Annotated in this window: 37 protein-coding genes; 1 reads left to right on the forward strand and 36 read right to left on the reverse strand. The window is 66.6% G+C overall.

The annotated features are described in order from the left end of the window. Positions 1-26: 26 nt before the first annotated feature. From rpsI to DWB77_RS15790, 3 genes are all read right to left on the reverse strand, one after another. The gene (gene rpsI, locus DWB77_RS15780) at positions 27-545 is read right to left on the reverse strand and encodes a 30S ribosomal protein S9 (RefSeq protein ID WP_120721887.1); all 519 of its coding nucleotides are present in this window, start codon (positions 543-545) and stop codon (positions 27-29) included. Between the two features lie 44 nt (positions 546-589). Next, positions 590-1,033, reverse strand: a complete 444-nt coding sequence (gene rplM, locus DWB77_RS15785; RefSeq protein WP_120721888.1) for a 50S ribosomal protein L13 — start codon at positions 1,031-1,033, stop codon at positions 590-592. Between the two features lie 274 nt (positions 1,034-1,307). Beyond that, complete coding sequence (locus tag DWB77_RS15790; RefSeq protein ID WP_120721889.1) at positions 1,308-2,930, reverse strand: ABC-F family ATP-binding cassette domain-containing protein; 1,623 nt, start codon at positions 2,928-2,930, stop codon at positions 1,308-1,310. 56 nt (positions 2,931-2,986) lie between these two features. Between DWB77_RS15790 and DWB77_RS15795 the strand changes: the two genes are divergently transcribed. Then, on the forward strand, positions 2,987-3,829 hold the full coding sequence (locus DWB77_RS15795; RefSeq protein WP_120721890.1) for a hypothetical protein: 843 nt from the start codon (positions 2,987-2,989) through the stop codon (positions 3,827-3,829). Here the strand turns inward: DWB77_RS15795 and truA are convergent. From truA to DWB77_RS15965, 33 genes are all read right to left on the reverse strand, one after another. Further along, on the reverse strand, positions 3,800-4,672 hold the full coding sequence (gene truA, locus DWB77_RS15800; RefSeq protein ID WP_120721891.1) for a tRNA pseudouridine(38-40) synthase TruA: 873 nt from the start codon (positions 4,670-4,672) through the stop codon (positions 3,800-3,802). The genes DWB77_RS15795 and truA overlap by 30 nt on opposite strands. A gap of 85 nt (positions 4,673-4,757) precedes the next feature. Continuing rightward, positions 4,758-5,246 carry a 50S ribosomal protein L17 gene (rplQ, locus tag DWB77_RS15805; RefSeq protein ID WP_120721892.1) on the reverse strand — a complete coding sequence of 163 codons (489 nt, stop codon included), beginning with the start codon at positions 5,244-5,246 and terminating at the stop codon, positions 4,758-4,760. A 181-nt stretch (positions 5,247-5,427) separates the two neighbouring features. Continuing rightward, the gene (locus DWB77_RS15810; RefSeq protein ID WP_010473911.1) at positions 5,428-6,450 is read right to left on the reverse strand and encodes a DNA-directed RNA polymerase subunit alpha; all 1,023 of its coding nucleotides are present in this window, start codon (positions 6,448-6,450) and stop codon (positions 5,428-5,430) included. A 165-nt stretch (positions 6,451-6,615) separates the two neighbouring features. Beyond that, positions 6,616-7,020, reverse strand: a complete 405-nt coding sequence (gene rpsK, locus DWB77_RS15815) for a 30S ribosomal protein S11 (RefSeq protein ID WP_003956432.1) — start codon at positions 7,018-7,020, stop codon at positions 6,616-6,618. Between the two features lie 71 nt (positions 7,021-7,091). Further along, complete coding sequence (gene rpsM / locus DWB77_RS15820; RefSeq protein ID WP_053727621.1) at positions 7,092-7,472, reverse strand: 30S ribosomal protein S13; 381 nt, start codon at positions 7,470-7,472, stop codon at positions 7,092-7,094. Positions 7,473-7,661: 189 nt separating this feature from the next. After that, on the reverse strand, positions 7,662-7,775 hold the full coding sequence (gene rpmJ, locus DWB77_RS15825; RefSeq protein WP_003956441.1) for a 50S ribosomal protein L36: 114 nt from the start codon (positions 7,773-7,775) through the stop codon (positions 7,662-7,664). Between the two features lie 61 nt (positions 7,776-7,836). Further along, positions 7,837-8,058: a translation initiation factor IF-1 gene (gene infA, locus DWB77_RS15830; RefSeq protein WP_003956442.1), complete on the reverse strand. Its 222-nt coding sequence runs from the start codon at positions 8,056-8,058 to the stop codon at positions 7,837-7,839. A 359-nt stretch (positions 8,059-8,417) separates the two neighbouring features. Next, positions 8,418-9,263: a type I methionyl aminopeptidase gene (map, locus tag DWB77_RS15835; RefSeq protein WP_120721893.1), complete on the reverse strand. Its 846-nt coding sequence runs from the start codon at positions 9,261-9,263 to the stop codon at positions 8,418-8,420. A gap of 545 nt (positions 9,264-9,808) precedes the next feature. Further along, positions 9,809-10,465 (reverse strand): adenylate kinase, encoded by a 657-nt coding sequence (locus tag DWB77_RS15840; protein ID WP_120721894.1) that lies wholly within the window; start codon positions 10,463-10,465, stop codon positions 9,809-9,811. Beyond that, entirely contained in the window at positions 10,465-11,778 is a 1,314-nt protein-coding gene (gene secY, locus DWB77_RS15845) for a preprotein translocase subunit SecY (RefSeq protein ID WP_120721895.1), read from the reverse strand. Before secY ends, DWB77_RS15840 begins: the two co-directional genes overlap by 1 nt. A gap of 236 nt (positions 11,779-12,014) precedes the next feature. After that, on the reverse strand, positions 12,015-12,470 hold the full coding sequence (gene rplO, locus DWB77_RS15850; RefSeq protein WP_120721896.1) for a 50S ribosomal protein L15: 456 nt from the start codon (positions 12,468-12,470) through the stop codon (positions 12,015-12,017). Between the two features lies 1 nt (position 12,471). Further along, positions 12,472-12,654, reverse strand: a complete 183-nt coding sequence (rpmD, locus tag DWB77_RS15855) for a 50S ribosomal protein L30 (RefSeq protein ID WP_053682614.1) — start codon at positions 12,652-12,654, stop codon at positions 12,472-12,474. Further along, on the reverse strand, positions 12,654-13,256 hold the full coding sequence (gene rpsE / locus DWB77_RS15860) for a 30S ribosomal protein S5 (RefSeq protein WP_120721897.1): 603 nt from the start codon (positions 13,254-13,256) through the stop codon (positions 12,654-12,656). Before rpsE ends, rpmD begins: the two co-directional genes overlap by 1 nt. Positions 13,257-13,302: 46 nt before the next feature. After that, entirely contained in the window at positions 13,303-13,686 is a 384-nt protein-coding gene (gene rplR, locus DWB77_RS15865) for a 50S ribosomal protein L18 (RefSeq protein WP_120721898.1), read from the reverse strand. A 3-nt stretch (positions 13,687-13,689) separates the two neighbouring features. Then, positions 13,690-14,229, reverse strand: a complete 540-nt coding sequence (rplF, locus tag DWB77_RS15870; protein WP_120721899.1) for a 50S ribosomal protein L6 — start codon at positions 14,227-14,229, stop codon at positions 13,690-13,692. A gap of 21 nt (positions 14,230-14,250) precedes the next feature. After that, positions 14,251-14,649 (reverse strand): 30S ribosomal protein S8, encoded by a 399-nt coding sequence (rpsH, locus tag DWB77_RS15875; protein ID WP_003966947.1) that lies wholly within the window; start codon positions 14,647-14,649, stop codon positions 14,251-14,253. 223 nt (positions 14,650-14,872) lie between these two features. Continuing rightward, positions 14,873-15,058, reverse strand: a complete 186-nt coding sequence (locus DWB77_RS15885; protein WP_003948630.1) for a type Z 30S ribosomal protein S14 — start codon at positions 15,056-15,058, stop codon at positions 14,873-14,875. Between the two features lie 5 nt (positions 15,059-15,063). Beyond that, a complete protein-coding gene (rplE, locus tag DWB77_RS15890) occupies positions 15,064-15,621 on the reverse strand; it encodes a 50S ribosomal protein L5 (protein ID WP_053727613.1) in 558 nt (185 codons plus the stop codon). Continuing rightward, positions 15,621-15,944 (reverse strand): 50S ribosomal protein L24, encoded by a 324-nt coding sequence (gene rplX / locus DWB77_RS15895; RefSeq protein WP_053727612.1) that lies wholly within the window; start codon positions 15,942-15,944, stop codon positions 15,621-15,623. Before rplX ends, rplE begins: the two co-directional genes overlap by 1 nt. Positions 15,945-15,946: 2 nt before the next feature. After that, complete coding sequence (gene rplN, locus DWB77_RS15900; RefSeq protein ID WP_053727611.1) at positions 15,947-16,315, reverse strand: 50S ribosomal protein L14; 369 nt, start codon at positions 16,313-16,315, stop codon at positions 15,947-15,949. A gap of 113 nt (positions 16,316-16,428) precedes the next feature. After that, positions 16,429-16,713 carry a 30S ribosomal protein S17 gene (gene rpsQ, locus DWB77_RS15905; RefSeq protein WP_100578124.1) on the reverse strand — a complete coding sequence of 95 codons (285 nt, stop codon included), beginning with the start codon at positions 16,711-16,713 and terminating at the stop codon, positions 16,429-16,431. Further along, complete coding sequence (rpmC, locus tag DWB77_RS15910; RefSeq protein WP_003966952.1) at positions 16,713-16,937, reverse strand: 50S ribosomal protein L29; 225 nt, start codon at positions 16,935-16,937, stop codon at positions 16,713-16,715. The genes rpsQ and rpmC overlap by 1 nt, the downstream gene beginning before the upstream one ends. Next, on the reverse strand, positions 16,937-17,356 hold the full coding sequence (rplP, locus tag DWB77_RS15915) for a 50S ribosomal protein L16 (RefSeq protein ID WP_053727610.1): 420 nt from the start codon (positions 17,354-17,356) through the stop codon (positions 16,937-16,939). The genes rpmC and rplP overlap by 1 nt, the downstream gene beginning before the upstream one ends. A 5-nt stretch (positions 17,357-17,361) precedes the next feature. Next, positions 17,362-18,204, reverse strand: a complete 843-nt coding sequence (gene rpsC, locus DWB77_RS15920) for a 30S ribosomal protein S3 (protein WP_053727609.1) — start codon at positions 18,202-18,204, stop codon at positions 17,362-17,364. Continuing rightward, positions 18,204-18,551 (reverse strand): 50S ribosomal protein L22, encoded by a 348-nt coding sequence (gene rplV / locus DWB77_RS15925; protein ID WP_004571827.1) that lies wholly within the window; start codon positions 18,549-18,551, stop codon positions 18,204-18,206. Before rplV ends, rpsC begins: the two co-directional genes overlap by 1 nt. Positions 18,552-18,594: 43 nt before the next feature. Beyond that, positions 18,595-18,876 carry a 30S ribosomal protein S19 gene (gene rpsS / locus DWB77_RS15930; protein ID WP_100578122.1) on the reverse strand — a complete coding sequence of 94 codons (282 nt, stop codon included), beginning with the start codon at positions 18,874-18,876 and terminating at the stop codon, positions 18,595-18,597. 12 nt (positions 18,877-18,888) lie between these two features. Beyond that, positions 18,889-19,725, reverse strand: coding sequence for a 50S ribosomal protein L2 (rplB, locus tag DWB77_RS15935; protein ID WP_120721901.1), 837 nt, complete (start codon positions 19,723-19,725; stop codon positions 18,889-18,891). Positions 19,726-19,764: 39 nt separating this feature from the next. Beyond that, positions 19,765-20,079 carry a 50S ribosomal protein L23 gene (gene rplW, locus DWB77_RS15940; RefSeq protein WP_053727606.1) on the reverse strand — a complete coding sequence of 105 codons (315 nt, stop codon included), beginning with the start codon at positions 20,077-20,079 and terminating at the stop codon, positions 19,765-19,767. Continuing rightward, the gene (rplD, locus tag DWB77_RS15945) at positions 20,079-20,729 is read right to left on the reverse strand and encodes a 50S ribosomal protein L4 (protein ID WP_100578119.1); all 651 of its coding nucleotides are present in this window, start codon (positions 20,727-20,729) and stop codon (positions 20,079-20,081) included. Before rplD ends, rplW begins: the two co-directional genes overlap by 1 nt. Positions 20,730-20,733: 4 nt before the next feature. After that, entirely contained in the window at positions 20,734-21,378 is a 645-nt protein-coding gene (gene rplC, locus DWB77_RS15950; protein ID WP_120721902.1) for a 50S ribosomal protein L3, read from the reverse strand. A gap of 14 nt (positions 21,379-21,392) precedes the next feature. Next, on the reverse strand, positions 21,393-21,701 hold the full coding sequence (gene rpsJ, locus DWB77_RS15955; protein ID WP_003948644.1) for a 30S ribosomal protein S10: 309 nt from the start codon (positions 21,699-21,701) through the stop codon (positions 21,393-21,395). A 490-nt stretch (positions 21,702-22,191) separates the two neighbouring features. Further along, complete coding sequence (locus DWB77_RS15960; protein ID WP_120721903.1) at positions 22,192-22,476, reverse strand: hypothetical protein; 285 nt, start codon at positions 22,474-22,476, stop codon at positions 22,192-22,194. 90 nt (positions 22,477-22,566) lie between these two features. After that, a complete protein-coding gene (locus DWB77_RS15965; RefSeq protein WP_120721904.1) occupies positions 22,567-23,001 on the reverse strand; it encodes a hypothetical protein in 435 nt (144 codons plus the stop codon). Positions 23,002-23,007: the final 6 nt, after the last annotated feature.

The following is a 23,007-nucleotide window of genomic DNA, read 5'->3' on the forward strand; positions in this document are numbered from 1 at the left end:
CGAAAGCCGTAGTGGCAGGCGCGGATTTAGCGCTTGCTGTACTGCGGAGCCTTACGGGCCTTCTTGAGACCGGCCTTCTTGCGCTCGACCGCACGGTCGTCGCGGGAGAGGAAGCCGGCCTTCTTGAGGGCGGCGCGGTTGTTGTCCACGTCCGCCTCGTTCAGCGCGCGGGCCACGCCGAGGCGCAGGGCGCCGGCCTGACCGGACACGCCGCCACCCGAGATGCGGGCGATGACGTCGTAGCGGTTGTCGAGCTCGAGCACCTTGAAGGGCTCGTTGACTTCCTGCTGGTGGACCTTGTTCGGGAAGTAGTCCTCGAGCGTACGCCCGTTGATCTTCCACTTGCCGGTGCCCGGGACGATCCGGACACGGGCGATGGCGTTCTTGCGACGGCCCAGGCCGGCGGCCGGCTGCGGGTCGCCGAAGCGGGACGCCATCGACTCGGTGGTGTACTCGCCCTCGACGGGGACCTCGGACTCGAAGGTGGTGACCTCCGCGTAGGTCTCTTCGCCCTCGACGGGGGTCTCGACAGTGGTCTCGGCCACGATGCTCCTCAGATTCTTTTCTGTCTTAGGGGGTGTGGCCGGAACTACTGCGCGACCTGGGTGATCTCGAACGGCACCGGCTGCTGGGCAGCGTGGGGGTGCTGGTCGCCCGAGTAGACCTTCAGCTTCGAAATCATCTGACGGCCCAGGGTGTTCTTGGGGATCATGCCCTTGATGGCCTTCTCGACGGCCTTCTCCGGGTTGTTCGCCAGGAGGTCGTCGTAGCGCACCGAACGGAGACCGCCCGGGTAGCCGGAGTGGCGGTAGGCCATCTTCTGGGTCTTCTTGTTGCCGGACAGGTGAACCTTGTCGGCGTTGATGATGATGACGAAGTCACCCATGTCCATGTGGGGCGCATAGACGGGCTTGTGCTTGCCCCGGAGGAGGTTCGCGGCGGTGGTCGCCAGACGCCCCAGGACGACGTCCCGGGCATCAATGACGTGCCACTGGCGAGTGATGTCGCCGGGCTTGGGGCTGTACGTACGCACTTCGTAGCCTTCGCTTCTTCAGTGGATGGGGTACCAGAGTCATTGCACCCTGAAGCGATATGCAGCTGGGACTCACAGTGCCGGGGACGCTGCCCGTATGCGAGCCACTGGTAACTGCTCCAGAGAACTTACGCAGGGCCCTTCGCGTGAGAGCGACCGAGCCAATACGCATAACGAACCAGAAGGATACCCGGGCGCCCCCGGACGGGTCAAAACCGCCCCGGGGGCTCCTGGCCCGATCCCGCCCTACCGGGGCCTGACCTGCGTAAACGCTTTAGCGGGCCCGCTCCACCCGGCGCTCGTCCCACACCGGCTCCGACGTCTCGCGCACCACTCCGTCCGAGCCGAAGACCAGATAGCGGTCGAACGACTTGGAGAACCAGCGGTCGTGGGTCACCGCGAGCACGGTCCCGTCGTACGACTCCAGACCGTCCTGGAGCGCTTCCGCGGACTCCAGGTCCAGGTTGTCCGTCGGCTCGTCCAGGAGGAGCGCGGTGGTGCCGGCCAGCTCGAGGAGGAGGATCTGGAAGCGGGCCTGCTGGCCGCCGGAGAGCTTCTCGAAGGGCTGGTCGCCCTGGCGCTCCAGCTCGTAACGCCGCAGCACCGACATCGCGGCCCCACGGTCCTTGGCGTGTTCGCTCCACAGGATGTCGACGAGGGTGCGCCCGAGGAGCTCGGGGTGGGCGTGGGTCTGCGCGAAGTGCCCGGGCACGACCCGCGCGCCCAGCTTCCAGTTCCCCGTGTACGCCACCGACGCGTCCCCCGCGAGCAGCCGCAGGAAGTGCGACTTCCCGGAGCCATTGGAGCCGAGGACCGCGACCCGCTCGCCGTAGAAGACCTCCAGCGAGAACGGCTTCATCAGGCCGGTCAGCTCAAGGTTCTCGCAGGTCAGGGCGCGCACACCGGTGCGGCCGCCGCGCAGCCGCATGGTGATCTCCTGCTCGCGCGGCGGCTCCGGCGGCGGCCCGGCCTCCTCGAACTTCTTGAAGCGCGTCTGCATCGCGTGGTAGCGGGACGCCATGTCGGGGCTGATCGCGGCCTGGTTGCGCAGCCGCAGCACCAGCGCCTTGAGGCGGGCGTGCTCCTCGTCCCAGCGCCGCTTGAGCTCCTCGAAGCGCGCGAACCGCTCCCGGCGCGCCTGGTGGTAGGTGGCGAATCCGGCGCCGTGCACCCACACGTCCGTGCCCGCCGGGCTCGGCTCCAGGCTCACGATCCGCTCGGCGGCTCGGGAGAGCAGCTCCCGGTCGTGCGAGACGAACAGGACGGTCTTGCGGGTCTCGCGCAGCCGCTCCTCGAGCCAGCGCTTGCCGGGCACGTCCAGATAGTTGTCCGGTTCGTCCAGGAGCAGCACCTCGTCGGGCCCGCGCAGCAGCGCCTCCAGGACGAGCCGCTTCTGCTCACCGCCGCTGAGGGTGCGCACCTCGCGGAACTGGGCCTTGTCGTACGGCATCCCGAGCGCGGCCATGGTGCACATGTCCCAGACCGTCTCGGCCTCGTAGCCGCGCGCCTCCGCCCAGTCGCTGAGCGCCTGCGCGTACTTCATCTGCGCGGCCTCGTCGTCCACCGTCATGATCAGGTGCTCGGCCGCGTCGACCTCGGCCGCGGCCTCCCTGATCCGGGGCTGGGCGACGGAGACCAGCAGGTCGCGTACGGTCCGCTCGTCCCGCACCGAGCCGACGAACTGCGGCATCACACCGAGGCCGCCGCTGACCGACACCGAGCCGCCGTGCGGCTGGAGCTCACCGGAGATCATCCGCAACAGCGTCGTCTTACCGGCCCCGTTGGCGCCGACCAGGGCCACCACCGAGCCCTCCGCCACCCGGAACGAAGCGTCGCCGAGCAGCACCCGCCCGTCCGGCAGGTAGTACTCCAGGTGTGCAGCCTCAAGATGTCCCATGGGCGGATTGTCGCCCAGGCACCGGCCCCCTGAACAATCGAATTAGGATGCGCGGCATGAGCTTTGGGCAAGGGGGACCCGGGTGGGGCCCGGGGGATCAGCAGACACCGGACTGGGCGGCGCTCGCCGACGCCTCGGCCGCACGCAACCGGCGCAAGAAGTGGATCTTCATCGGCGCGGGCGCGGTCGCCACCGCGGCGGTCGTCGCGGTCGTGGCCGCCGTCATCGTGAACGCGGGCTCCTCGGACGACGGCAAGTCCACGAGCGCGCTGCCCTCTCCCCCGGCGCTGCCCAGCGACAGCGCGCAGCCGGGGCCCTCGTTCTCCCATGTGGCCCCGCCGCCCCCGCCCAACCCGTACGACTTCGTCGCCAGCGCGAAGAAGGACACCGCACCGCTCGGCGCCGACACCCTCTTCCCGGGCCAGAGCCTCACCCTGGGCAGCGGCGCCTACGCCAAGGGCCCCACCGGCAAGGTCACCGACTGCGCCTCGGTCACCCAGGGCTCCCTGGGCGCGACCCTCGCCAACAACGGCTGCCGGCAGGTCATCCGGGCCACCTTCACCAAGGACGGCGTCGCGGTCACGGTGGGCGTCGCGGTCTTCGACACCGACGTGCAGGCCACCAAGGCCAAGGAGCAGGCGTCCGGCGGCATAGCCTCGCTTTCGGGCTCCGGAGTGAACACCTTCTGCCGCGGCGGATCGGTCTGCCGCAACACGACCAACTCCTATGGCCGCTATGCCTACTTCACGATCAGCGGCTTCACCAACGGCAAGAACGTGACGCAGGGCGACACGGCCGTCTTCGCCGCGGGCAACGACCTCGCGAAGTTCACCTTCGACCAGATCGTCGCCCGCGGCCGCAACCAGGCCTCAGCAGCAGCCGCCCGGCCCGCCGCCTGAACTCCCGGGCAGGGTACGGAGGTTGCGGGCCTCCTTGCTGCGCGCGGCGAGCAACTCGTCGGCGGGGTAACCGACTTCCTCCAGGGTCAGCCCGTGCGGCTTGACCACGTGTACGGAGGAGTCGCGCACCGCCGCCGCGAGGACCTTGCCGGGCCACTCCACGCCCCGGTGCCCGTCACCGACGTACAGCAGCGCGCCCACCAGTGAGCGCACCATGTTGTGGCAGAAGGCGTCCGCGCGCACCGTCGCGGTGACGATCCCGTCGTCGCCGCGCGCCCAGGACAGCTCCTGGAGGGTGCGGATGGTGGTGGCGCCCTCGCGCTTCTTGCAGTACGCCGCGAAGTCGTGCTCGCCGAGCAGCGCCGCGGACGCCGCGTTCATCGCCTCGACGTCCAACTCCCAGTCGTGCCACAGGACATGACCGCGCAGCAGGGGGTCCACCCCGCCGACGTTGTCGGTCACCCGGTAGGCGTACCGGCGCCAGATGGCGGAGAACCGCGCGTTGAACCCGCTCGGGGCCTCGGCGATCCGCCAGATCCGCACATCGTGCGGCAGCCGCCCCGCCATCCGCCGCAGCAGCTTCTCGCGGTGCTCGGCCCACACCTCTTGCGGCAGGTCGACATGGGCGACCTGGCCGCGCGCGTGCACTCCCGCGTCCGTACGCCCGGCGACCGTCAGGTCGTAACTCACGTCGGAGCGCGTCACCGTGCGCAGCGCGTCCTCAATCTCGCCCTGTACGGTCCGGCGCCCCAGCGGCTGCCGGGCCCAGCCGGAGAAGTCCTTGCCGTCGTAGGACAGATCAAGCCGCACCCGGACGAGGCCGGGCTCCACCTCATCACTCACGTAACAGATCCTCTCAACGCATCTCGACAGCAGAACGGGCCCGCCCCCCGAAGGGAACGGGCCCGTTCACCAGCCTTCAGAACGCTTACGCGTCCTTCGCCTCGTCGGCCGGCTTGGCGTCCTCGACGTTCTCGGCGTCAGCGGCCTTGGCGTCGGACTCCTTGACGGCGCGCACGGTGGCGGCCTCGGCCTCGGCGACGGTCGCCTTCTTGGCGATCTCGCCCTCGACCAGCTCGATCACGGCCATCGGAGCGTTGTCACCACGGCGGTTGCCGATCTTGGTGATACGGGTGTAGCCACCCGGACGCTCCTCGTAGCGGGGCGCGATCTCGGTGAAGAGGGTGTGGACGATGCCCTTGTCGGTGATCGTCTGAAGCACCAGGCGACGGTTGTGGATGTCGCCCTTCTTCGCCTTGGTGATCAGGCGCTCGGCGACCGGACGCAGGCGGCGGGCCTTGGCCTCGGTCGTCGTGATGCGGCCGTGCTCGAAGAGCGACTTCGCCAGGTTGGCGAGGAGCAGACGCTCGTGCGCGGCGCTGCCGCCCAGGCGGGCACCCTTTGCGGGACGCGGCATGGTGATTCTCCTAGTGATCTGCACCGGCCGTATGAGGTACCGATGTCAGTGTCCGAGCAGGCGGCCGCCTGTCGGAGATCCGGAAGCAGCCCCGAAGGGGCGCTTCCGGAAGGGGCGCGGGGAACTGCGCGATCAAGCACAGAGCACCCGCACCCAAGAACGGACCGGACGGCCCGAGCTCTTAGTACTGCTCGGTCTCCACGAACCCGGCGTCCGCGTCATCATCGGCGCCGAAGGCGTCAGCCGCGGCGGTCGGGTCGAAGCCGGGAGGCGAGTCCTTCAGCGCGAGGCCCATACCGGCCAGCTTCGCCTTGACCTCGTCGATCGACTTCGCACCGAAGTTGCGGATGTCGAGCAGGTCCGCCTCGGAGCGCGCCACGAGCTCACCCACGGAGTGGATGCCCTCACGCTTGAGGCAGTTGTACGACCGAACGGTGAGCTCAAGCTCCTCGATCGGCAGGGCGAGATCGGCGGCGAGGGCGGCGTCCGTCGGGGACGGGCCCATGTCGATGCCCTCGGCGTCGATGTTGAGCTCGCGCGCCAGACCGAACAGCTCGACCAGGGTCTTACCGGCCGACGCCATGGCGTCACGGGGACGCATGGCCTGCTTGGTCTCGACGTCGACGATCAGCTTGTCGAAGTCGGTGCGCTGCTCGACACGGGTCGCCTCGACCTTGTACGTGACCTTGAGCACCGGGGAGTAGATGGAGTCGACCGGGATGCGGCCGATCTCCTGGCCCAGCTGCTTGTTCTGCACGGCGGAGACGTAGCCGCGACCGCGCTCGACGGTCAGCTCCATCTCCAGCTTGCCCTTGCCGTTGAGCGTGGCGAGCACCAGGTCGGGGTTGTGCACCTCGACACCGGCCGGCGGGGCGATGTCAGCAGCGGTGACCAGGCCGGGACCCTGCTTGCGCAGGTACATCACGACCGGCTCGTCGTGCTCCGAGGAGACGACCAGCTGCTTGATGTTGAGGATGAGGTCGGTGACGTCCTCCTTGACGCCCGGCACGGTGGTGAACTCGTGCAGGACACCGTCGATCCGGATGCTGGTGACAGCGGCGCCGGGGATCGAGGAGAGGAGCGTACGACGCAGGGAGTTGCCGAGCGTGTAGCCGAAGCCGGGCTCCAGGGGCTCGATGACGAACCGCGAGCGGTACTCGTCAACGACCTCTTCGGTCAGCGAGGGGCGCTGAGCGATAAGCATGGGGAGATCCTTCAGTCATGGGCACCCACTATTTGATGCCCTGCTGGGTACTGCGGGGTACTGCGTACTGCAAGGGTACGGGCGGCACAGCCCGAAGGAGCCGTACCGCCCGAGCCTTGAAGCCGAAAAGCCGGCGCCAACCACAGATGCGTAACGCACCTGAGGTCAGACGCGCCTCCGCTTGGGGGGACGGCAGCCGTTGTGCGGCGTGGGGGTGACGTCCTGGATGGAGCCGACCTCAAGACCGGTCGCCTGAAGCGAACGGATGGCGGTCTCGCGACCCGAACCCGGGCCCTTGACGAAGACGTCAACCTTGCGCATGCCGTGCTCCTGCGCGCGGCGGGCGGCCGACTCGGCGGCCATCTGCGCGGCGAACGGAGTCGACTTGCGGGAGCCCTTGAAGCCGACGTGGCCGGCGGACGCCCAGGAGATCACGTTGCCCGAGGGGTCCGTGATCGAGACGATGGTGTTGTTGAACGTGCTCTTGATGTGCGCGTGGCCGTGAGCGACGTTCTTCTTTTCCTTGCGGCGCACCTTCTTGGCAGCGCCCTGACGACCCTTGGGGGGCATGTCTTACTCCAGCTGGAGAGGGGAGGTGATCGGTCCTACAGCGAAGACCGCTGAAAAGCGTCCGCTGTGGACTACTTCTTGCCCGGCTTCTTCTTACCGGCGATGGCGCGACGCGGGCCCTTGCGGGTACGAGCGTTCGTGCTGGTGCGCTGACCGTGGACCGGCAGACCACGACGGTGGCGCAGACCCTGGTAGCAGCCGATCTCGACCTTGCGGCGGATGTCGGCGGCAACCTCACGGCGAAGGTCACCCTCGGTACGGAGGTTGGCGTCCACGTACTCGCGGATCTTGACCAGGTCCTCTTCGGCCAGGTCGCGAACGCGGGTGTTCGGGTTCACGCCGGTCGAGGCGAGGATCTCCTTGGACCGGGTGCGCCCGATACCGAAGACGTAGGTGAGTGCGATCTCCACGCGCTTTTCGCGCGGGATGTCAACACCGGAAACGCGTGCCATTTACTGGCTCCAGTTGTTTTCGGGGGTCTTCCACAGCACCGTTCCCGACCGCCGTACTAGGTACGTTTCGGGTCCCCGGCCCCCGCCGGAGGTGTCACCAGCCGGGGAAACCGGCCAGGTGGGCGCTGCGTATGTACGTTTTGCTCGCGTCGCTTGAAGAACTGCGGAGTGCAGGTCGGTCGGCGTGCGTCAGCCCTGGCGCTGCTTGTGGCGCAGGTTGTCGCAGATGACCATGACCCGGCCGTGACGGCGGATCACCTTGCACTTGTCGCAGATCTTCTTGACGCTCGGCTTGACCTTCATGGGATGTCAGGTTCTCCGGGTCAGTGCCACCGCCGCCTGGAACAGACGGCGCGGGCAAGATCTACTTGTACCGGTAGACGATCCGGCCACGCGTCAGGTCGTACGGAGAGAGCTCCACCACGACCCGGTCATCCGGGAGGATACGGATGTAGTGCATCCGCATCTTGCCGCTGATGTGCGCGAGGACTTTGTGACCGTTCTGGAGTTCCACCTTGAACATGGCGTTCGGGAGGGACTCGATCACGGTGCCCTCGATTTCGATGGCACCTTGCTTCTTGGCCACGCTTCGCCTTTCGAATCGGCTACCTTGATCGACTCCCGCAGCCGTGTGTGGACACACGGGTACACGAGAGCCGACGCATCAGTCTACGACAGGCCACTCGAAAAGACGAATCCGGGGAGTTTGCCCGCCATCGTAGATCCTTAAGCGGCCTGACATACGTGTCTGAACCAGCGGGTCGGCCGGCTTGTTTCCCGGCCGCCCGGCCCTCAGCCCAGCGGGTCCGGGGCCGTCGTGACCCCGTACTCCGCGAGCTTGGCCTTGCCGCCGACCCATCCCCCACGCAGCTCTCGCGGGCTCGGCGCCGGGGCGCCTCACAAGCGTCGAGCGGCTGCGCCGGCCTCCGACCGGCGACCCGTGGCTCAGCCCAGCGGGTCCGGGGCCGTCGTGACCCCGTACTCCGCGAGCTTGGCCTTGCCGCCGTCCGGCATCGTCAGGACCAGCGGGCCGTTCTCCGTCAGGGCGACCGAGTGCTCCCAGTGCGAGGACCAGGAACCGTCCGTGGTGATGACCGTCCAGTCGTCCTCCAGGACCTCCGTGCGGGGCGTGCCCAGGGAGACCATGGGCTCGATCGCCAGGCAGAAGCCGGGGACGAGCTTGGGGTTGTGACGACCGAGCATCCGGCGCTTGTCGACGTAGTTCAGGAGGTGCGGGTCCATGTGCATCTCGGACCCGATGCCGTGGCCCCCGTAGTCCTCGACGATCCCGTACTTACCGGTCGCGGGGCGGGGCTGGCGGCGGATGTACGACTCGATCGCGCGCGAGACGTCGATGAGCTTGTTGCCCTTCTTCACCGCGGCGATGCCGGCCCACATCGACTCCTCGGTCACCCGGGAGAGCTCGACCAGCTCGGGCGCGTGCCCGCTGCCGACGAAGGCGGTGTACGCGGCGTCGCCGTGCCAGCCGTCGATGATCGCGCCGGCGTCGATGGAGATGATGTCGCCGTCCTTCAGGACGGTCTTGTCGTCCGGGATGCCGTGGACGACGACCTCGTTGACCGAGGTGCAGATCGTGGCGGGGAAGCCGCCGTAGCCCAGGAAGTTGGACTTCGCCCCGTGCTCGGCGATGACCTTGCGGGCCACCTCGTCCAGGTCCTTCGTCGTGGACCCCGGCACGGCTGCCTCGCGGGTGGCGGCGTGGATCGCGGCGACGACCAGTCCCGCCTCGCGCATCTTCGCGATCTGCTCGGGGGTCTTGATCTCCACCATGTGCGGCTCACGCCTTTCTGGACAGGTACGGGTCACCCCCAACGATAAGGCTTCCGCGCCAACCCCCGTCTGCCCCCGAGCCCCCTCACCCAGGGCCGGCCTTGACGTGCGCGCCGACACCCAACCGGCCGCGCAGTTCCCCGCGCCCCTAACCCCTCTCGACCCTGCGGACCGTGCCGCTTCCCGCACCCCCAAAACCCTCGGTCACGTGCGGACCGTGCCCGCTTCTCGCGCAGTTCCCCGCGCCCCTAGCGGATCGGCGCTGGCCCGCACCCGCATCTTCAGCCCGTCCGGCGATTGAGGACGAGCGCCCTTCAGGCGCGAACGGGGTCTGGGGCAGAGCCCCAGGGCCTTCGCCTGCGGACCGTGGTCGGCTGGTCGCGCAGTTCCCCGCGCCCCTTAACTGCTCGGCGCCGGCCAGCACCCCAGCCCGTCCGGCGATTGAGGACGAGCGGCATTCGGGCGCGAAGGGGGCTGGACGCGGGACGGCCGCGGCGCCCCCCGGGAGGGGTGCCGCGGCCGTCGTGCCGTACTGGCTGCGAAAACTACGCCGCTTCGCGGCGCAACGCGTCCATCGCCTTCTTCGTGACCTCGTCGACCTTGCCCAGCGCGGAGATCGTGATGACCAGACCCTGCGCACGGTAGTAGTCGATGATCGGCTCGGTCTCGCTGTGGTAGACCTCGAGCCGCTTGCGTACCGTGTCCTCGGTGTCGTCGCCGCGCTGGTACAGCTCCCCGCCGCACTTGTCGCAGACGCCGTCCTGCTTCGGGGCGTTGTACGACACGTGGAAGACGTGCGCGCTGTCGCTGCGGCAGATGCGCCGGCCGGCGATCCGCTTGACGACCTCGTCCTCGGGTACTTCGAGGTCGAGCACCGCGTCCAGCTTCACGCCGTCCGCCTTCAGCACCTCGTCGAGCGCCTCGGCCTGGACCACGTTGCGCGGGAAGCCGTCGAGCAGGAAGCCGTTCTCGGCGTCCGGCGCTTCCATGCGGTCCTTGGCCATCCCGATGGTGACCTCGTCCGGCACCAGGTTGCCCGCGTCCATGAACGCCTTGGCAGCCTTGCCCAGCTCCGTGCCCTGGCTGATGTTGGCACGGAAGAGGTCGCCCGTGGAGATGTGCGGGATCGCCAGGTTCTGGGCAAGGAACGCGGCCTGCGTTCCCTTGCCTGCACCGGGCGGTCCGACGAGGACGATTCGCATCAGCGGAGGAACCCTTCGTAATTGCGCTGCTGAAGCTGGCTCTCGATCTGCTTAACGGTCTCCAGACCGACACCCACGATGATGAGGATGCTCGTCCCGCCGAGCGGGAAGCTCTGGACACCGCCGAAGATGATCAACGCCATTGTCGGTACGAGCGCGATCAGCCCCAGATACAGCGACCCCGGCCAGGTGATCCGGTTGAGTACGTAGCTCAGGTACTCAGCGGTCGGTCGGCCAGCCCGGATGCCCGGGATGAAGCCACCATACTTCTTCATGTTGTCGGCGACTTCCTCGGGGTTGAACGAGATCGCCACATAGAAGAAGGCGAAGAACACGATCAACAGGAAGTAGCTGACGATGTAGTAAGGATGGTCGCCCTTGGTCAGATTGTCCTTGATCCAGGTCGCCCAGCCGGCCGTCGAGTTGGAGAACTGCACGACCAGCGCCGGGATGTAGAGCAGCGACGAGGCGAAGATGACCGGGATCACACCGGCCTGGTTGACCTTCAGCGGAATGTAGGTCGAGGTCCCGCCGTACGACCGCCGGCCGATCATGCGCTTCGCGTACTGGACCGGAACGCGCCGCTGGGCCTGCTCGACGAAGACCACGAGCCCGACCATCACCAGGCCGACCAGCACCACGGTGCCGAACTCGATCCAGCCACCGGCCAGATGACCCTGCTTCTTGATGGCCCACAGGGAGCTCGGGAAGCTGGCGGCGATCGAGATGAACATCAGGATGGACATGCCGTTGCCGATGCCGCGGTCGGTGATGACCTCACCGAGCCACATGACGCAGGCCGTACCGGCGGTCATCGTGATGACCATCGTGATGGTCGTGAAGATCGACCGGTCCGGAATGATCTCGGTGGCGACCTGGCACCCGTTGAAGAGGGCGCCGTTGCGAGCGGTGGCCACGAGGCCGGTGCCCTGGAGGATCGCCAGCGCGACGGTCAGATAACGCGTGTACTGCGTGATCTTGGCCGTGCCCGCCTGGCCCTCCTTCTTGAGGGCTTCCAGACGCGGGATCACCACGGTCAGCAGCTGAAGGATGATGCTCGCCGTGATGTACGGCATGATGCCGAGCGCGAAGATCGTGATTTGCAGCAGCGCACCGCCGCTGAACATGTTCACCAGACTGAACAGGCCGCTGTTCTGCTGGGCCTGGTCGACACAGGTCTGTACGTTCTTGTAGCTCACCCCGGGCATCGGAACGTGCGTACCGAGCCGGTAGACCACGATGATGCCGAGTGTGAAGAGCAGCTTCTTGCGCAGGTCAGGCGTCTTGAACGCCTGGGCGAACGCGGTGAGCACGGTGCCTCCTGCGACCCCCGCGCGCATGCGTCAGGGTGACGGTCTTGAGGTTCGACGAATAAGGATGGAAGGTCTTGATCTGCCAAAAAACCGTGCCGGAGCCGTCCAGGCACACAGCACGGAACTTAGACAGTGCACGCCACCTTACCGGCGACCGTGCCCCCCTAGGAACGACCAACCGGGGATGCCCCATTTGAGAGGCATCCCCGGTCGGATGTTCAAGCCATCAAGCTGTCTCAGACGAGCTCGGTGACGGTGCCGCCCGCGGCGGCAATCTTCTCCTTGGCGGAGCCGGAGACGGCGTCAACCGAAACCTGAAGCGCCACGGAGATCTCGCCCTGGCCCAGGACCTTGACGAGGCTGTTCTTGCGCACCGCGCCCTTGGCGACCAGGTCGGCCACCGTGACCTCTCCACCCTCGGGGTAGAGAGCGCCGAGCTTGTCCAGGTTCACGACCTGGAACTCGGTGCGGAACGGGTTACGGAAACCCTTGAGCTTCGGCAGGCGCATGTGGAGGGGCATCTGGCCACCCTCGAAGCGCTGCGGAACCTGGTAACGGGCCTTCGTACCCTTGGTACCACGACCTGCGGTCTTACCCTTGGACGCCTCACCACGACCCACACGGGTCTTGGCGGTCTTGGCGCCCGGGGCAGGACGGAGGTTATGGGCCTTCAGCGGGCTGTTCTCACCCATGTCAGTCAACCTCCTCAACCGTCACGAGGTGGCGGACGGTCTGCACCATGCCGCGGAACTCGGGGCGGTCCTCCTTGACAACCACGTCGTTCAGGCGCTTGAGCCCGAGCGAACGCAGGGTGTCGCGGTGGTTCTGCTTGCTGCCGATGTACGACTTCGTCTGCGTGATCTTGAGGCGGGCCATTAGACACCCGCTCCCGCACGTGCACGCAGCAGAGCCGCGGGGGCAACGGCCTCGAGGGGCAGACCACGGCGAGCCGCGATCTCCTCGGGACGCTGAAGGCCCTTGAGGGCCGCCACGGTCGCGTGCACGATGTTGATCGCGTTCGAGGAGCCGAGCGACTTCGACAGGATGTCGTGAACGCCGGCGCACTCCAGAACGGCGCGCACCGGACCACCGGCGATAACACCGGTACCGGGGGAAGCCGGCTTCAGGAGCACGACGCCCGCCGCACGCTCGCCCGTGATCGGGTGAGGGATGGTGCCCTGGATGCGCGGAACCTTGAAGAAGTTCTTCTTGGCTTCCTCGACACCCTTGGCGATGGCCGCGGGAACTTCCTTGGCCTTGCCGTAACCGACACCTACGGTGCCGTCACCGTCGCCCACCACGACCAGCGCGGTGAAGCTGAAGCGGCGACCACCCTTGACAACCTTGGCAACGCGGTTGATCGCGACAACGCGCTCAACGTAAGCGGTCTTCTCGGCGGCAGCGCCACCGTCGCGACCCTTCCGGTCCCGCCGCTCGCCGCCACCGGCACCGCTTCCGCGGCGCTGGGGTCCAGCCATTGGATTTACCTCTCTCTGTTACGTCCGTTAGTCCCGGAACCGGGGCTTAGAACTTCAGCCCGGCTTCGCGGGCGGCGTCAGCCAGAGCGGCAATGCGCCCGGCGTACCTGTTGCCACCACGGTCGAACACGACGGTCTCGACGCCCGCGGCCTTGGCGCGCTCGGCGACCAGGGCCCCGACCGACTTGGCCTTCGCGGACTTGTCGCCCTCGCCACCACGGATCGACGCGTCCAGAGTCGACGCCGACGCCAAGGTGTGACCCTTGAGGTCGTCGATGACCTGAGCGGTGATACCGCGGTTGGAACGCGTCACGACGAGGCGCGGACGCTCCGCCGTACCCGACACGTGCTTGCGGATGCGGACGTGGCGACGTGCCTTGGCGGCACGCTTGTAAGCGTCGCCCTTGGCGATCTTCACACCGTATGCCATGGCTTACTTACCAGCCTTTCCGACCTTGCGGCGGATGACTTCGCCGGCGTACTTGACACCCTTGGCCTTGTACGGGTCGGGCTTCCGCAGCTTGCGGATGTTCGCGGCGACCTCGCCGACCTTCTGCTTGTCGATGCCCTCGACCGAGAACTTCGTGGGCGACTCGACCTTGAAGGTGATGCCTTCGGGGGCCTCGACGGTGATCGAGTGGCTGTATCCCAGCGCGAACTCCAGGTTGGAGCCCTTCGCCTGGACGCGGTAACCGACACCGCTGATCTCGAGCGCCTTGATGTATCCCTGGGTCACACCGGTGATCATGTTGGCCACCAGCGTGCGGGACAGGCCGTGCAGGGCCTTGTTCTGACGCTCGTCGTTGGGGCGGGTGACGTTCAGAACGCCGTCCTCACCCTTCACGATCTCGATGGGAGCCGCAACAGCGTGCGAGAGGGAACCCTTGGGGCCCTTCACGTGAACCGTACGGCCATCGATGGTGACGTCCACACCGGCGGGAACCTGGATGGGGAGCTTGCCGATTCGCGACATTAGCTTTTCCTCCGTTCCCGACTACCAGACGTAGGCGAGGACTTCCCCACCTACGCCCTTCTTGCCTGCCTGCTGACCGGTGAGCAGACCGTGCGACGTGGAGATGATCGCCACGCCCAGGCCGCCGAGCACCTTCGGCAGGTTGGTGGACTTCGCGTACACACGCAGACCGGGCTTCGAGATCCGCTTGATGCCCGCGATGGAGCGCTCACGGTTCGGCCCGAACTTCAGCTCGAGGACGAGGTTCTTGCCGACTTCGGCGTCCTCGACCTTCCAGCCAGTGATGAAGCCCTCCTGCTGGAGGATCTCCGCGATGTGCGACTTGATCTTGCTGTGCGGCATCACGACGGAGTCGTGGTACGCCGAGTTAGCGTTGCGCAGACGAGTGAGCATGTCTGCGATCGGGTCAGTCATGGTCATGAATCGGCCTTCGGCCTCTCTCGCCGCGGTTTCCTGTATGCGCCATCCCTCTCCCCACTCAGTGGCGGGACGGGTGCGGTGCGGGGACCTACGGCGTAGTAAGTCGTTATGGGCGGCGGACGCCCAACCCCACAAGCCTACGGCATGGGGAGTCGGGCCTCCGCCGACCAGATACTTACCGAGAGCGTCCGGAAATTCCCAAGTCCCTAAGTACAGAGGGGAATTACCAGGAGCTCTTGGTCACGCCCGGCAGCTCGCCACGGTGAGCCATCTCACGAAGGCACACGCGGCACAGGCCGAACTTGCGGTACACGGAGTGGGGGCGACCGCAGCGCTGGCAGCGGGTGTAGCCACGCACACCGAACTTGGGCTTGCGGGCAGCCTTCGCGATGAGAGCCTTCTTCGCCATCTCGCTTACGCCTCCTTGAAGGGGAAGCCGAGGTGACGAAGGAGGGCGCGGCCCTCGTCGTCGTTGGTCGCCGTGGTGACCACGGTGATGTCCATACCCCGGGTACGGTCGATCTTGTCCTGGTCGATCTCGTGGAACATGACCTGCTCCGTGAGACCGAAGGTGTAGTTGCCACGGCCGTCGAACTGCTTCGGCGACAGACCACGGAAGTCACGGATACGCGGCAGCGCGAGCGACAGCGTACGGTCCAGGAACTCCCACATGCGGTCACCACGGAGGGTGACGTGGCAGCCGATCGGCTGACCCTCGCGCAGCTTGAACTGCGCGATGGACTTGCGGGCCTTGGTGACGGCCGGCTTCTGGCCCGTGATCGTGGTGAGGTCGCGAACCGCGCCGTCCATCAGCTTGGAGTCGCGGGCGGCGTCGCCCACACCCATGTTGACCACGATCTTGACGAGGCCGGGAACCTGCATGACGTTCTCGTACGAGAACTCCTCACGCAGCTTGCCCGCGATTTCCTCGCGGTACTTCGTCTTGAGACGCGGAGTGGTGGTGGTAGCCATCAGATGTCCTCACCCGTCCGCTTGGCAACGCGGATCTTGTTGCCCTCGTCGTCGAAGCGGAAACCGACGCGGGTAACGACCTTGTTGCCGTCCTTCTCCACGACGAGCTGAACGTTGCTCACGTGGATCGGGGCCTCGGTCGTCACAATGCCACCGGTCTGCGAACCGCGAGCGGTCTGGCCGGCCTTGGTGTGCTTCTTGACCCGGTTGACACCCTCGACCAGGACGCGGTCCTCGCGGGGGAAGGCCGCGATGACCTTGCCCTGCTTGCCCTTGTCCTTACCGGTGATGACCTGAACCAGGTCGCCCTTCTTGATCTTCATGCTTACAGCACCTCCGGCGCGAGCGAGATGATCTTCATGAACTTCTTCTCGCGCAGCTCCCGGCCCACCGGGCCGAAGATGCGGGTGCCGCGGGGGTCGCCATCGTTCTTGAGGATGACGGCCGCGTTCTCGTCGAAGCGGATGTACGAGCCGTCCTGACGACGACGCTCCTTGACGGTGCGCACGACGACAGCCTTGACGACGTCGCCCTTCTTCACGTTGCCACCGGGGATCGCGTCCTTGACGGTGGCGACGATGACGTCACCGATACCCGCGTAGCGGCGACCGGAGCCACCGAGCACACGGATGCAAAGGATTTCCTTCGCACCAGTGTTGTCGGCGACGCGCAGTCGCGACTCCTGCTGGATCACGTCTATCTCCTGATCGTCTGCCGGTTCCCGGCGGGGGCCACGGACCTCTTACGAGGTGCGGCCCCCACCGAGCCTGGCGGAACCACTCTGAGGGAAACCCCTCAGAGAATTCTTTACTTGGCCTTCTCGAGGATCTCGACGATGCGCCAGCGCTTGCTCGCCGACAGCGGACGCGTCTCCATGATGAGGACGCGGTCGCCGACGCCGGCAGCGTTCTGCTCGTCGTGCGCCTTGAGCTTGTTCGTACGGCGGATGACCTTGCCGTACAGCGCGTGCTTCACACGGTCCTCGACAGCGACGACGACGGTCTTGTCCATCTTGTCGCTGACGACCAGACCCTCACGGGTCTTGCGGAAACCGCGCGCTTCAGTCGTCTCAGTCACATTCTTCTCGCTCATCAGGCGCTCTCCACCGTCTCGATGCCCAGCTCGCGCTCGCGCATCAGGGTGTAGATCCGGGCGATGTCCTTGCGGACGGACTTGAGCCGCCCGTGGTTCTCGAGCTGGCCCGTCGCCGCCTGGAAGCGGAGGTTGAACAGCTCTTCCTTGGCTTCGCGGAGCTTGTTGAGAAGCTCCTCGTCACCCAGCTCGCGCAGTTCGGACGCCTTGGTTCCGGCCGACATCACGCCTCACCTGCCTCGCGCCGGACGATGCGGCACTTCATCGGGAGCTTGTGAGCGGCTCGGGTGAGCGCCTCACGAGCAATCTTCTCGTTCGGGTAGGACAGCTCGAACATCACCCGACCCGGGTGAACGTTCGCGACCCACCACTCCGGAGAACCCTTACCGGAACCCATGCGGGTCTCGGCAGGCTTCTTCGTGAGCGGGCGGTCCGGGTAGATGTTGATCCAGACCTTGCCGCCACGCTTGATGTGGCGGGTCATCGCGATACGAGCCGCCTCGATCTGGCGGTTGGTCACGTACGCCGGCGTGAGGGCCTGAATGCCGTACTCGCCGAACGCAACCGTCGTACCACCCTTGGCCATACCGCGGCGCTTGGGGTGGTGCTGCTTGCGGTGCTTGACCCTACGGGGGATCAGCATTTCGGTCAGGCCTCCGTTCCGGTGCTCTCAGCCGGAGCGGCGGCGGCGGGAGCCTCGGCCTTGGGGGCCTCGGCAGCCGGCGCAGCCTGCTGCGGCTTGCGGCCGCGACCGCCACGCTCGCCGCCACGACCACCACGGCCACCGGCCGGACGGTCGTTGGCGCCACCACGGGCCGGGCGGTTACCCGCACGGGCCGCTGCGTTCTCGGCGCGAACCTCGGCGATGTTCTTGACGTCGCCCTTGTAGATCCAGACCTTCACGCCGATGCGGCCGAAGGTCGTCTTGGCCTCGAAGAAGCCGTAGTCGATGTTCGCGCGCAGGGTGTGCAGCGGCACACGGCCTTCGCGGTAGAACTCCGAGCGGGACATCTCGGCGCCGCCGAGACGGCCACCACACTGGATCTTGATGCCCTTGGCGCCGGCCTTCATCGTGCCCTGCATGCTCTTGCGCATGGCACGACGGAAGGAGACGCGGGAGGAGAGCTGCTCGGCAACGGCCTGAGCAACCAGCTGAGCGTCCATCTCGGGGTTCTTGACCTCGAGGATGTTCAGCTGGACCTGCTTGCCCGTGAGCTTCTCGAGGTCGCCGCGGATGCGGTCGGCCTCGGCGCCACGGCGGCCGATGACGATGCCGGGACGCGCGGTGTGGATGTCCACCCGCACGCGGTCACGGGTGCGCTCGATCTCAACCTTCGAGATGCCGGCGCGCTCCATGCCGGACGTCATCATCCGACGGATGGCGACGTCTTCCTTGACGTAGTCCTTGTACAGCTTGTCGGCGTACCAACGGGACTTGAAGTCCGTGGTAATGCCGAGTCGGAACCCGTGCGGGTTTACCTTCTGGCCCATTACCGGGTTCCTTCCTTGCTGCTGACGACCACGGTGATGTGGCTGGTCCGCTTACGGATCCGGTAGGCACGGCCCTGAGCACGCGGACGGAACCGCTTCAGGGTCGGGCCCTCGTCCACGTACGCCTCGCTGATGACCAGCGAAGAGGCGTCGGTGTGGTCGTAGTTGTGCGCGGCGTTGGCAATGGCGCTGTCCAGCACCTTGCCGACCGGCACGCTCGCGGCCTGCGGGGCGAAACGCAGGACCGCCTGAGCCTCCGTGGCATCCATGCCACGGATAAGGTCCACCACGCGGCGGGCCTTCATGGGCGTGACGCGGATGTACCGCGCCTGGGCCCTGGCTTCCATGGTTGTCCCTTCGGTGTAAGTCATAGTCGTTACCCACCCCGCGTTAGCGGCGCTTCGACTTCCGGTCGTCCTTGACGTGGCCGCGGAAGGTGCGAGTCGGCGAGAACTCGCCGAGCTTGTGGCCGACCATCGACTCGGAGACAAACACCGGGACGTGGGTCTTGCCGTTGTGCACCGCGATCGTGTGGCCGAGCATGGCCGGGATGATCATCGAGCGACGGGACCAGGTCTTGATGACGTTCTTGGTACCAGCTTCGTTCTGAGCGTCCACCTTCTTTACGAGGTGTCCGTCGACGAAGGGTCCCTTCTTGAGACTGCGCGGCATCTAAACCCGCTCCTAGCGCTTCTTGTTCGTCTTGCGGCGGCGGACGATGTACTTGCTCGATGCCTTCTTCGGCGAGCGAGTACGACCCTCCTTCTGACCCCACGGGCTGACCGGGTGGCGACCACCACTGGTCTTGCCCTCACCACCACCGTGCGGGTGGTCGACCGGGTTCATGGCGACACCGCGGACGGAGGGGCGAACGCCCTTCCAGCGCATGCGGCCGGCCTTGCCCCAGTTGATGTTCGACTGTTCGGCGTTGCCGACCTCGCCGATGGTGGCGCGGCAGCGGGCGTCGACCAGGCGAATTTCACCGGACGGCATACGAAGGTGGGCCATCGTGCCCTCCTTCGCCAGCAGCTGCACCGAAGCACCCGCGGAGCGGGCGAACTTCGCACCGCCGCCGGGACGCAGCTCGATGGCGTGGATGGTCGTACCGACCGGGATGTTGCGCAGCGCCAGGTTGTTGCCCGGCTTGATGTCGGCCCCGGGGCCGTTCTCAACGCGGTCACCCTGGCCGAGGCCACGGGGCGCGATGATGTAGCGCTTCTCGCCGTCTGCGTAGTGCAGGAGCGCGATGCGCGCGGTGCGGTTCGGGTCGTACTCGATGTGAGCGACCTTGGCCGGCACGCCGTCCTTGTCGTGACGACGGAAGTCGATCACGCGGTAGGCACGCTTGTGGCCACCGCCCTGGTGACGGACGGTCACACGACCGGTGTTGTTACGGCCGCCCTTGCTGTGCAGGGGGCGGACCAGCGACTTCTCCGGCGTGGACCGCGTGATCTCGACGAAGTCGGCGACGCTGGAGCCACGACGGCCCGGAGTCGTCGGCTTGTACTTGCGGATACCCATTTCTCAGTCCTCGTCCGATATTCGGACCAGGGCGCTCCGTTAGGAGGCCTGGCCGAAGATGTCGATACGGTCGCCCTCAGCAAGGGTCACGATGGCGCGCTTGGTGTCGGCACGCTTGCCGAAACCGGTCTTCGTGCGCTTGCGCTTGCCCTGGCGGTTGATCGTGTTGACCCCGGTGACCTTGACCGAGAAGACCGCTTCCACGGCCTGCTTGATCTGGGTCTTGTTGGAGCCCGGCTTCACGATGAACGTGTACTTGTTCTCGTCGAGCAGCGCGTAGCTCTTCTCGGACACAACCGGCTTGACAAGAATGTCGCGCGGGTCCGTGAAGGTCTTGCTGGTGATCTCGGCCATCAGGCCTCGCTCCCCTCGTTGTCATCGGCCTTGGGGCCAGACACGAAGGACTCGAAAGCGGCCTGGGTGAAGACCACGTCGTCGGAGACGATCACGTCGTACGTGTTCAGCTGGCCCGGCTCCAGGATGTGGACCTGGGGCAGGTTGCGGGCGGACAGCCACGCGGCCTCGTCGGCGCGCTCGACGACCAGGAGCAGGTTGGCGCGCTCCGAGATCTTGCCGAACAGCGTCTTGGCGGCCTTGGTGGAAGCCGTGCCCTCGACCACGCCGGTGACGACGTGGATGCGGGAGTGGCGCGCCCGGTCGGAGAGGGCACCGCGCAGGGCGGCGGCCTTCATCTTCTTCGGGGTGCGCTGCGAGTAGTCACGCGGCTGCGGGCCGTGGACGACGCCACCGCCTGCGAACTGCGGCGCACGGGTCGAACCCTGGCGCGCGCGGCCGGTGCCCTTCTGGCGGTACGGCTTGCGGCCACCACCACGGACTTCGCCGCGGGTCTTGGTCTTGTGCGTGCCCTGACGGGCAGCTGCCAGCTGTGCGACGACGACCTGGTGGATCAGCGGAACGCTGGTCTTCGCGTCGAAGATCTCCGCGGGGAGCTCGACGGTACCGGCCTTGTCGCCTGCCGGCGAAAGGATGTCAATGGTGCTCATTACCTCAAGCCCCCTTGGCCGCGGTACGGACCAGGACGAGGCCGCCGTTCGGACCGGGGACCGCGCCCTTGATGAGCAGCAGACCCTTCTCCGCGTCAACCGCGTGGATGGTCAGGTTCTGGGTGGTGACACGCTCGTTGCCCATGCGGCCCGCCATGCGGACGCCCTTGAACACGCGGCCAGGGGTGGCGCAGCCACCGATGGAACCGGGCGAGCGGTGCTTGCGCTGGACGCCGTGTCCGGCGCCGAGGCCCTTGAAGTTGTGACGCTTCATGACACCGGCGAAGCCCTTGCCCTTGCTCTTGCCCGTGACGTCGACCTTGACGCCGGACTCGAACACCTCGGCAGTGATCTCCTGGCCCAGCGTGTACTCGCTGGCGTCAGGGGTGCGGAGCTCCACCAGGTGGCGGCGCGGAGTCACGTCGGCCTTGGCGAAGTGACCCTTGAGGGGCTTGTTCACCTTGCGCGGGTCAATCTCGCCGAAGGCGATCTGGACCGACTCGTAACCGTCCACGTCGTTCGTGCGGACCTGCGTCACGACACACGGCCCGGCCTTGATGACGGTGACCGGGACAACCCGGTTGTTCTCGTCCCAGACCTGGGTCATGCCGAGCTTCTCGCCCAGGACGCCCTTGATGTTCTTGCTCATCTCGGCCCGTCCCTTCAGAGCTTGATCTCGATGTCGACACCGGCCGGAAGGTCGAGGCGCATCAGCGAGTCAACCGTCTTCGGCGTGGGGTCGAGGATGTCGATGAGGCGCTTGTGCGTGCGCATCTCGAAGTGCTCGCGAGAGTCCTTGTACTTGTGCGGCGACTTGATGACGCAGTACACGTTCTTCTCAGTGGGCAGCGGCACCGGGCCCGCGACCGACGCACCAGTGCGCGTCACCGTCTCGACGATCTTCTTCGCCGAGGAGTCGATGACCTCGTGGTCGTAGGCCTTGAGCCGGATGCGGATCTTCTGTCCCGCCATGGCTACCTAGTAGTCCTTTGTCTCGTAACGCTCTGGTACCCGGGGGTTCTGTCGACTCTGTCTCCGACCCACGCGGTCGGGCGTGTCGCACTCCCTCTACGCAGAAATCCCATACGGGATTTCCCAACCAAGGGGATGCGGGCCACAGGACCTCGCAGACGGGGGCAGAACACCCACCGGACGCCTGGCCGGAGCCCCGCTGACACTTCCCGGAAGATTCCCGTACGTCCGCCCCTGCCCCTCTCATCTGGAGAAGCGTGGGACGACGAGTACTGTGGGACTCGCTTCCGGTCCTCCCGGCGGGAGGCGCGCAGCATCGGCACTCAACCGAGCAACCCCGACAGTCTGCCACACCCGCCCAGGCCCTGGCCAATCGCAGCCGGGAAGCGTACCCCACGTCACATCGGGCCACGCATTCGGCGCGCGACTGGGTGGTACGGGGGCCTCCTAGTCGGCGGAAGCCGCATTCCTCGCCCCGTCCCGTGACAGCTCAGCCACGCCCCGTGATGATCATGCCGGGCTCCAACATCGGAGCGCCCGGGCCGGAGAGATGGACCTTTGCGGCGTGAGGCGGATCGAAGAAGTCCACATTCCGGCCGTACCGCACAAGAGCGGTGAGCGTGACGTCACGCGCGGAATCAGCAGTATGCGATTCCACCTCGACGGTTAAAGCCTGTCCGACGCGCACGACTCCACCCACGCACCGCACGATACAGACGGCGGAATTCCCGCTCAACTTTTCTACCGAATAGATCTGCACCTTGTCCGATGCCATACCTGTACGCCTCCCCTCCGGCACCGGGGAGATCCGGCGATCCGTCACTGCGCCACCCCATCTCCAGCTCATGAATGCCAACCCGACTGGTCACCCGATGGCCTGATTCGGGTACGGCTCGTCCACGAGCCAAAAATAATCGCCCTCGACGTCGATGGCGGAAATCTTGTCCCCTCCGACCGAACGCGCGAGTAGTTGAATGTTGCCATCATTCTGGATGAGCCTGGAAATATCGGTCGCCGGGGTGATCCGGACTCGAATCCAACCGTCCGTGAGGCCACCGGCCACGAGGAATTCACCCTCCGAACCAAAGAGTCCCCGCTCTAGCGCGCGGTGCAGCCACATGCGCCCCACTGCCTCGGCGGCATCCCCTGTCCGTCGTGAAATCTTCATACTCGGCTCGGTCTCGATGTTCACGACCACACGGAAGGCTTCCTCGACCGTGGGTCCCTCGGCGCCGCCGTAACGGCCGTGAACCTCCAGCCCGGCCTTCCGATAGAGGTCCTCCGTCTCTGTGCCGCCCACTGGCCC

The sequence above is a fragment of the Streptomyces hundungensis genome (genome assembly GCF_003627815.1).
GTDB classification, from domain to species: Bacteria; Actinomycetota; Actinomycetes; order Streptomycetales; family Streptomycetaceae; genus Streptomyces; species Streptomyces hundungensis_A.

Excerpts from the sequence above, each read along its gene's own strand:
- rplQ (WP_120721892.1), bottom strand. The coding sequence starts at position 5,246 with ATGCCGCGTCCCGCAAAGGGTGCCCGCCTGGGCGGCAGCGCCGCGCAC.
- rpsQ (WP_100578124.1), bottom strand. The coding sequence starts at position 16,713 with ATGAGCGAGAAGAATGTGACTGAGACGACTGAAGCGCGCGGTTTCCGC.
- rplB (WP_120721901.1), bottom strand. The coding sequence starts at position 19,725 with ATGGGTATCCGCAAGTACAAGCCGACGACTCCGGGCCGTCGTGGCTCC.
- rpsH (WP_003966947.1), bottom strand. The coding sequence starts at position 14,649 with ATGACCATGACTGACCCGATCGCAGACATGCTCACTCGTCTGCGCAAC.
- rplO (WP_120721896.1), bottom strand. The coding sequence starts at position 12,470 with ATGGGTGAGAACAGCCCGCTGAAGGCCCATAACCTCCGTCCTGCCCCG.
- rpsK (WP_003956432.1), bottom strand. The coding sequence starts at position 7,020 with ATGCCCCCCAAGGGTCGTCAGGGCGCTGCCAAGAAGGTGCGCCGCAAG.
- DWB77_RS15795 (WP_120721890.1), top strand. The coding sequence starts at position 2,987 with ATGAGCTTTGGGCAAGGGGGACCCGGGTGGGGCCCGGGGGATCAGCAG.
- rpmC (WP_003966952.1), bottom strand. The coding sequence starts at position 16,937 with ATGTCGGCCGGAACCAAGGCGTCCGAACTGCGCGAGCTGGGTGACGAG.
- rplR (WP_120721898.1), bottom strand. The coding sequence starts at position 13,686 with ATGGCATACGGTGTGAAGATCGCCAAGGGCGACGCTTACAAGCGTGCC.
- rplV (WP_004571827.1), bottom strand. The coding sequence starts at position 18,551 with ATGGAAGCCAGGGCCCAGGCGCGGTACATCCGCGTCACGCCCATGAAG.
- rplC (WP_120721902.1), bottom strand. The coding sequence starts at position 21,378 with ATGAGCAAGAACATCAAGGGCGTCCTGGGCGAGAAGCTCGGCATGACC.
- rpsJ (WP_003948644.1), bottom strand. The coding sequence starts at position 21,701 with ATGGCGGGACAGAAGATCCGCATCCGGCTCAAGGCCTACGACCACGAG.
- DWB77_RS15840 (WP_120721894.1), bottom strand. The coding sequence starts at position 10,465 with ATGCGAATCGTCCTCGTCGGACCGCCCGGTGCAGGCAAGGGAACGCAG.
- rplD (WP_100578119.1), bottom strand. The coding sequence starts at position 20,729 with ATGAGCACCATTGACATCCTTTCGCCGGCAGGCGACAAGGCCGGTACC.
- rpmD (WP_053682614.1), bottom strand. The coding sequence starts at position 12,654 with ATGGCCCGCCTCAAGATCACGCAGACGAAGTCGTACATCGGCAGCAAG.
- rplF (WP_120721899.1), bottom strand. The coding sequence starts at position 14,229 with ATGTCGCGAATCGGCAAGCTCCCCATCCAGGTTCCCGCCGGTGTGGAC.
- DWB77_RS15790 (WP_120721889.1), bottom strand. The coding sequence starts at position 2,930 with ATGGGACATCTTGAGGCTGCACACCTGGAGTACTACCTGCCGGACGGG.
- map (WP_120721893.1), bottom strand. The coding sequence starts at position 9,263 with ATGGTGGAGATCAAGACCCCCGAGCAGATCGCGAAGATGCGCGAGGCG.
- DWB77_RS15960 (WP_120721903.1), bottom strand. The coding sequence starts at position 22,476 with ATGGCATCGGACAAGGTGCAGATCTATTCGGTAGAAAAGTTGAGCGGG.
- rpsS (WP_100578122.1), bottom strand. The coding sequence starts at position 18,876 with ATGCCGCGCAGTCTCAAGAAGGGACCCTTCGTCGACGGACACCTCGTA.
- rplW (WP_053727606.1), bottom strand. The coding sequence starts at position 20,079 with ATGGCCGAGATCACCAGCAAGACCTTCACGGACCCGCGCGACATTCTT.
- rplX (WP_053727612.1), bottom strand. The coding sequence starts at position 15,944 with ATGAAGATCAAGAAGGGCGACCTGGTTCAGGTCATCACCGGTAAGGAC.
- rpsC (WP_053727609.1), bottom strand. The coding sequence starts at position 18,204 with ATGGGCCAGAAGGTAAACCCGCACGGGTTCCGACTCGGCATTACCACG.
- rpmJ (WP_003956441.1), bottom strand. The coding sequence starts at position 7,775 with ATGAAGGTCAAGCCGAGCGTCAAGAAGATCTGCGACAAGTGCAAGGTG.
- rpsE (WP_120721897.1), bottom strand. The coding sequence starts at position 13,256 with ATGGCTGGACCCCAGCGCCGCGGAAGCGGTGCCGGTGGCGGCGAGCGG.
- rpsM (WP_053727621.1), bottom strand. The coding sequence starts at position 7,472 with ATGGCACGCGTTTCCGGTGTTGACATCCCGCGCGAAAAGCGCGTGGAG.
- rplE (WP_053727613.1), bottom strand. The coding sequence starts at position 15,621 with ATGGCTACCACCACCACTCCGCGTCTCAAGACGAAGTACCGCGAGGAA.
- DWB77_RS15810 (WP_010473911.1), bottom strand. The coding sequence starts at position 6,450 with ATGCTTATCGCTCAGCGCCCCTCGCTGACCGAAGAGGTCGTTGACGAG.
- DWB77_RS15885 (WP_003948630.1), bottom strand. The coding sequence starts at position 15,058 with ATGGCGAAGAAGGCTCTCATCGCGAAGGCTGCCCGCAAGCCCAAGTTC.
- rplP (WP_053727610.1), bottom strand. The coding sequence starts at position 17,356 with ATGCTGATCCCCCGTAGGGTCAAGCACCGCAAGCAGCACCACCCCAAG.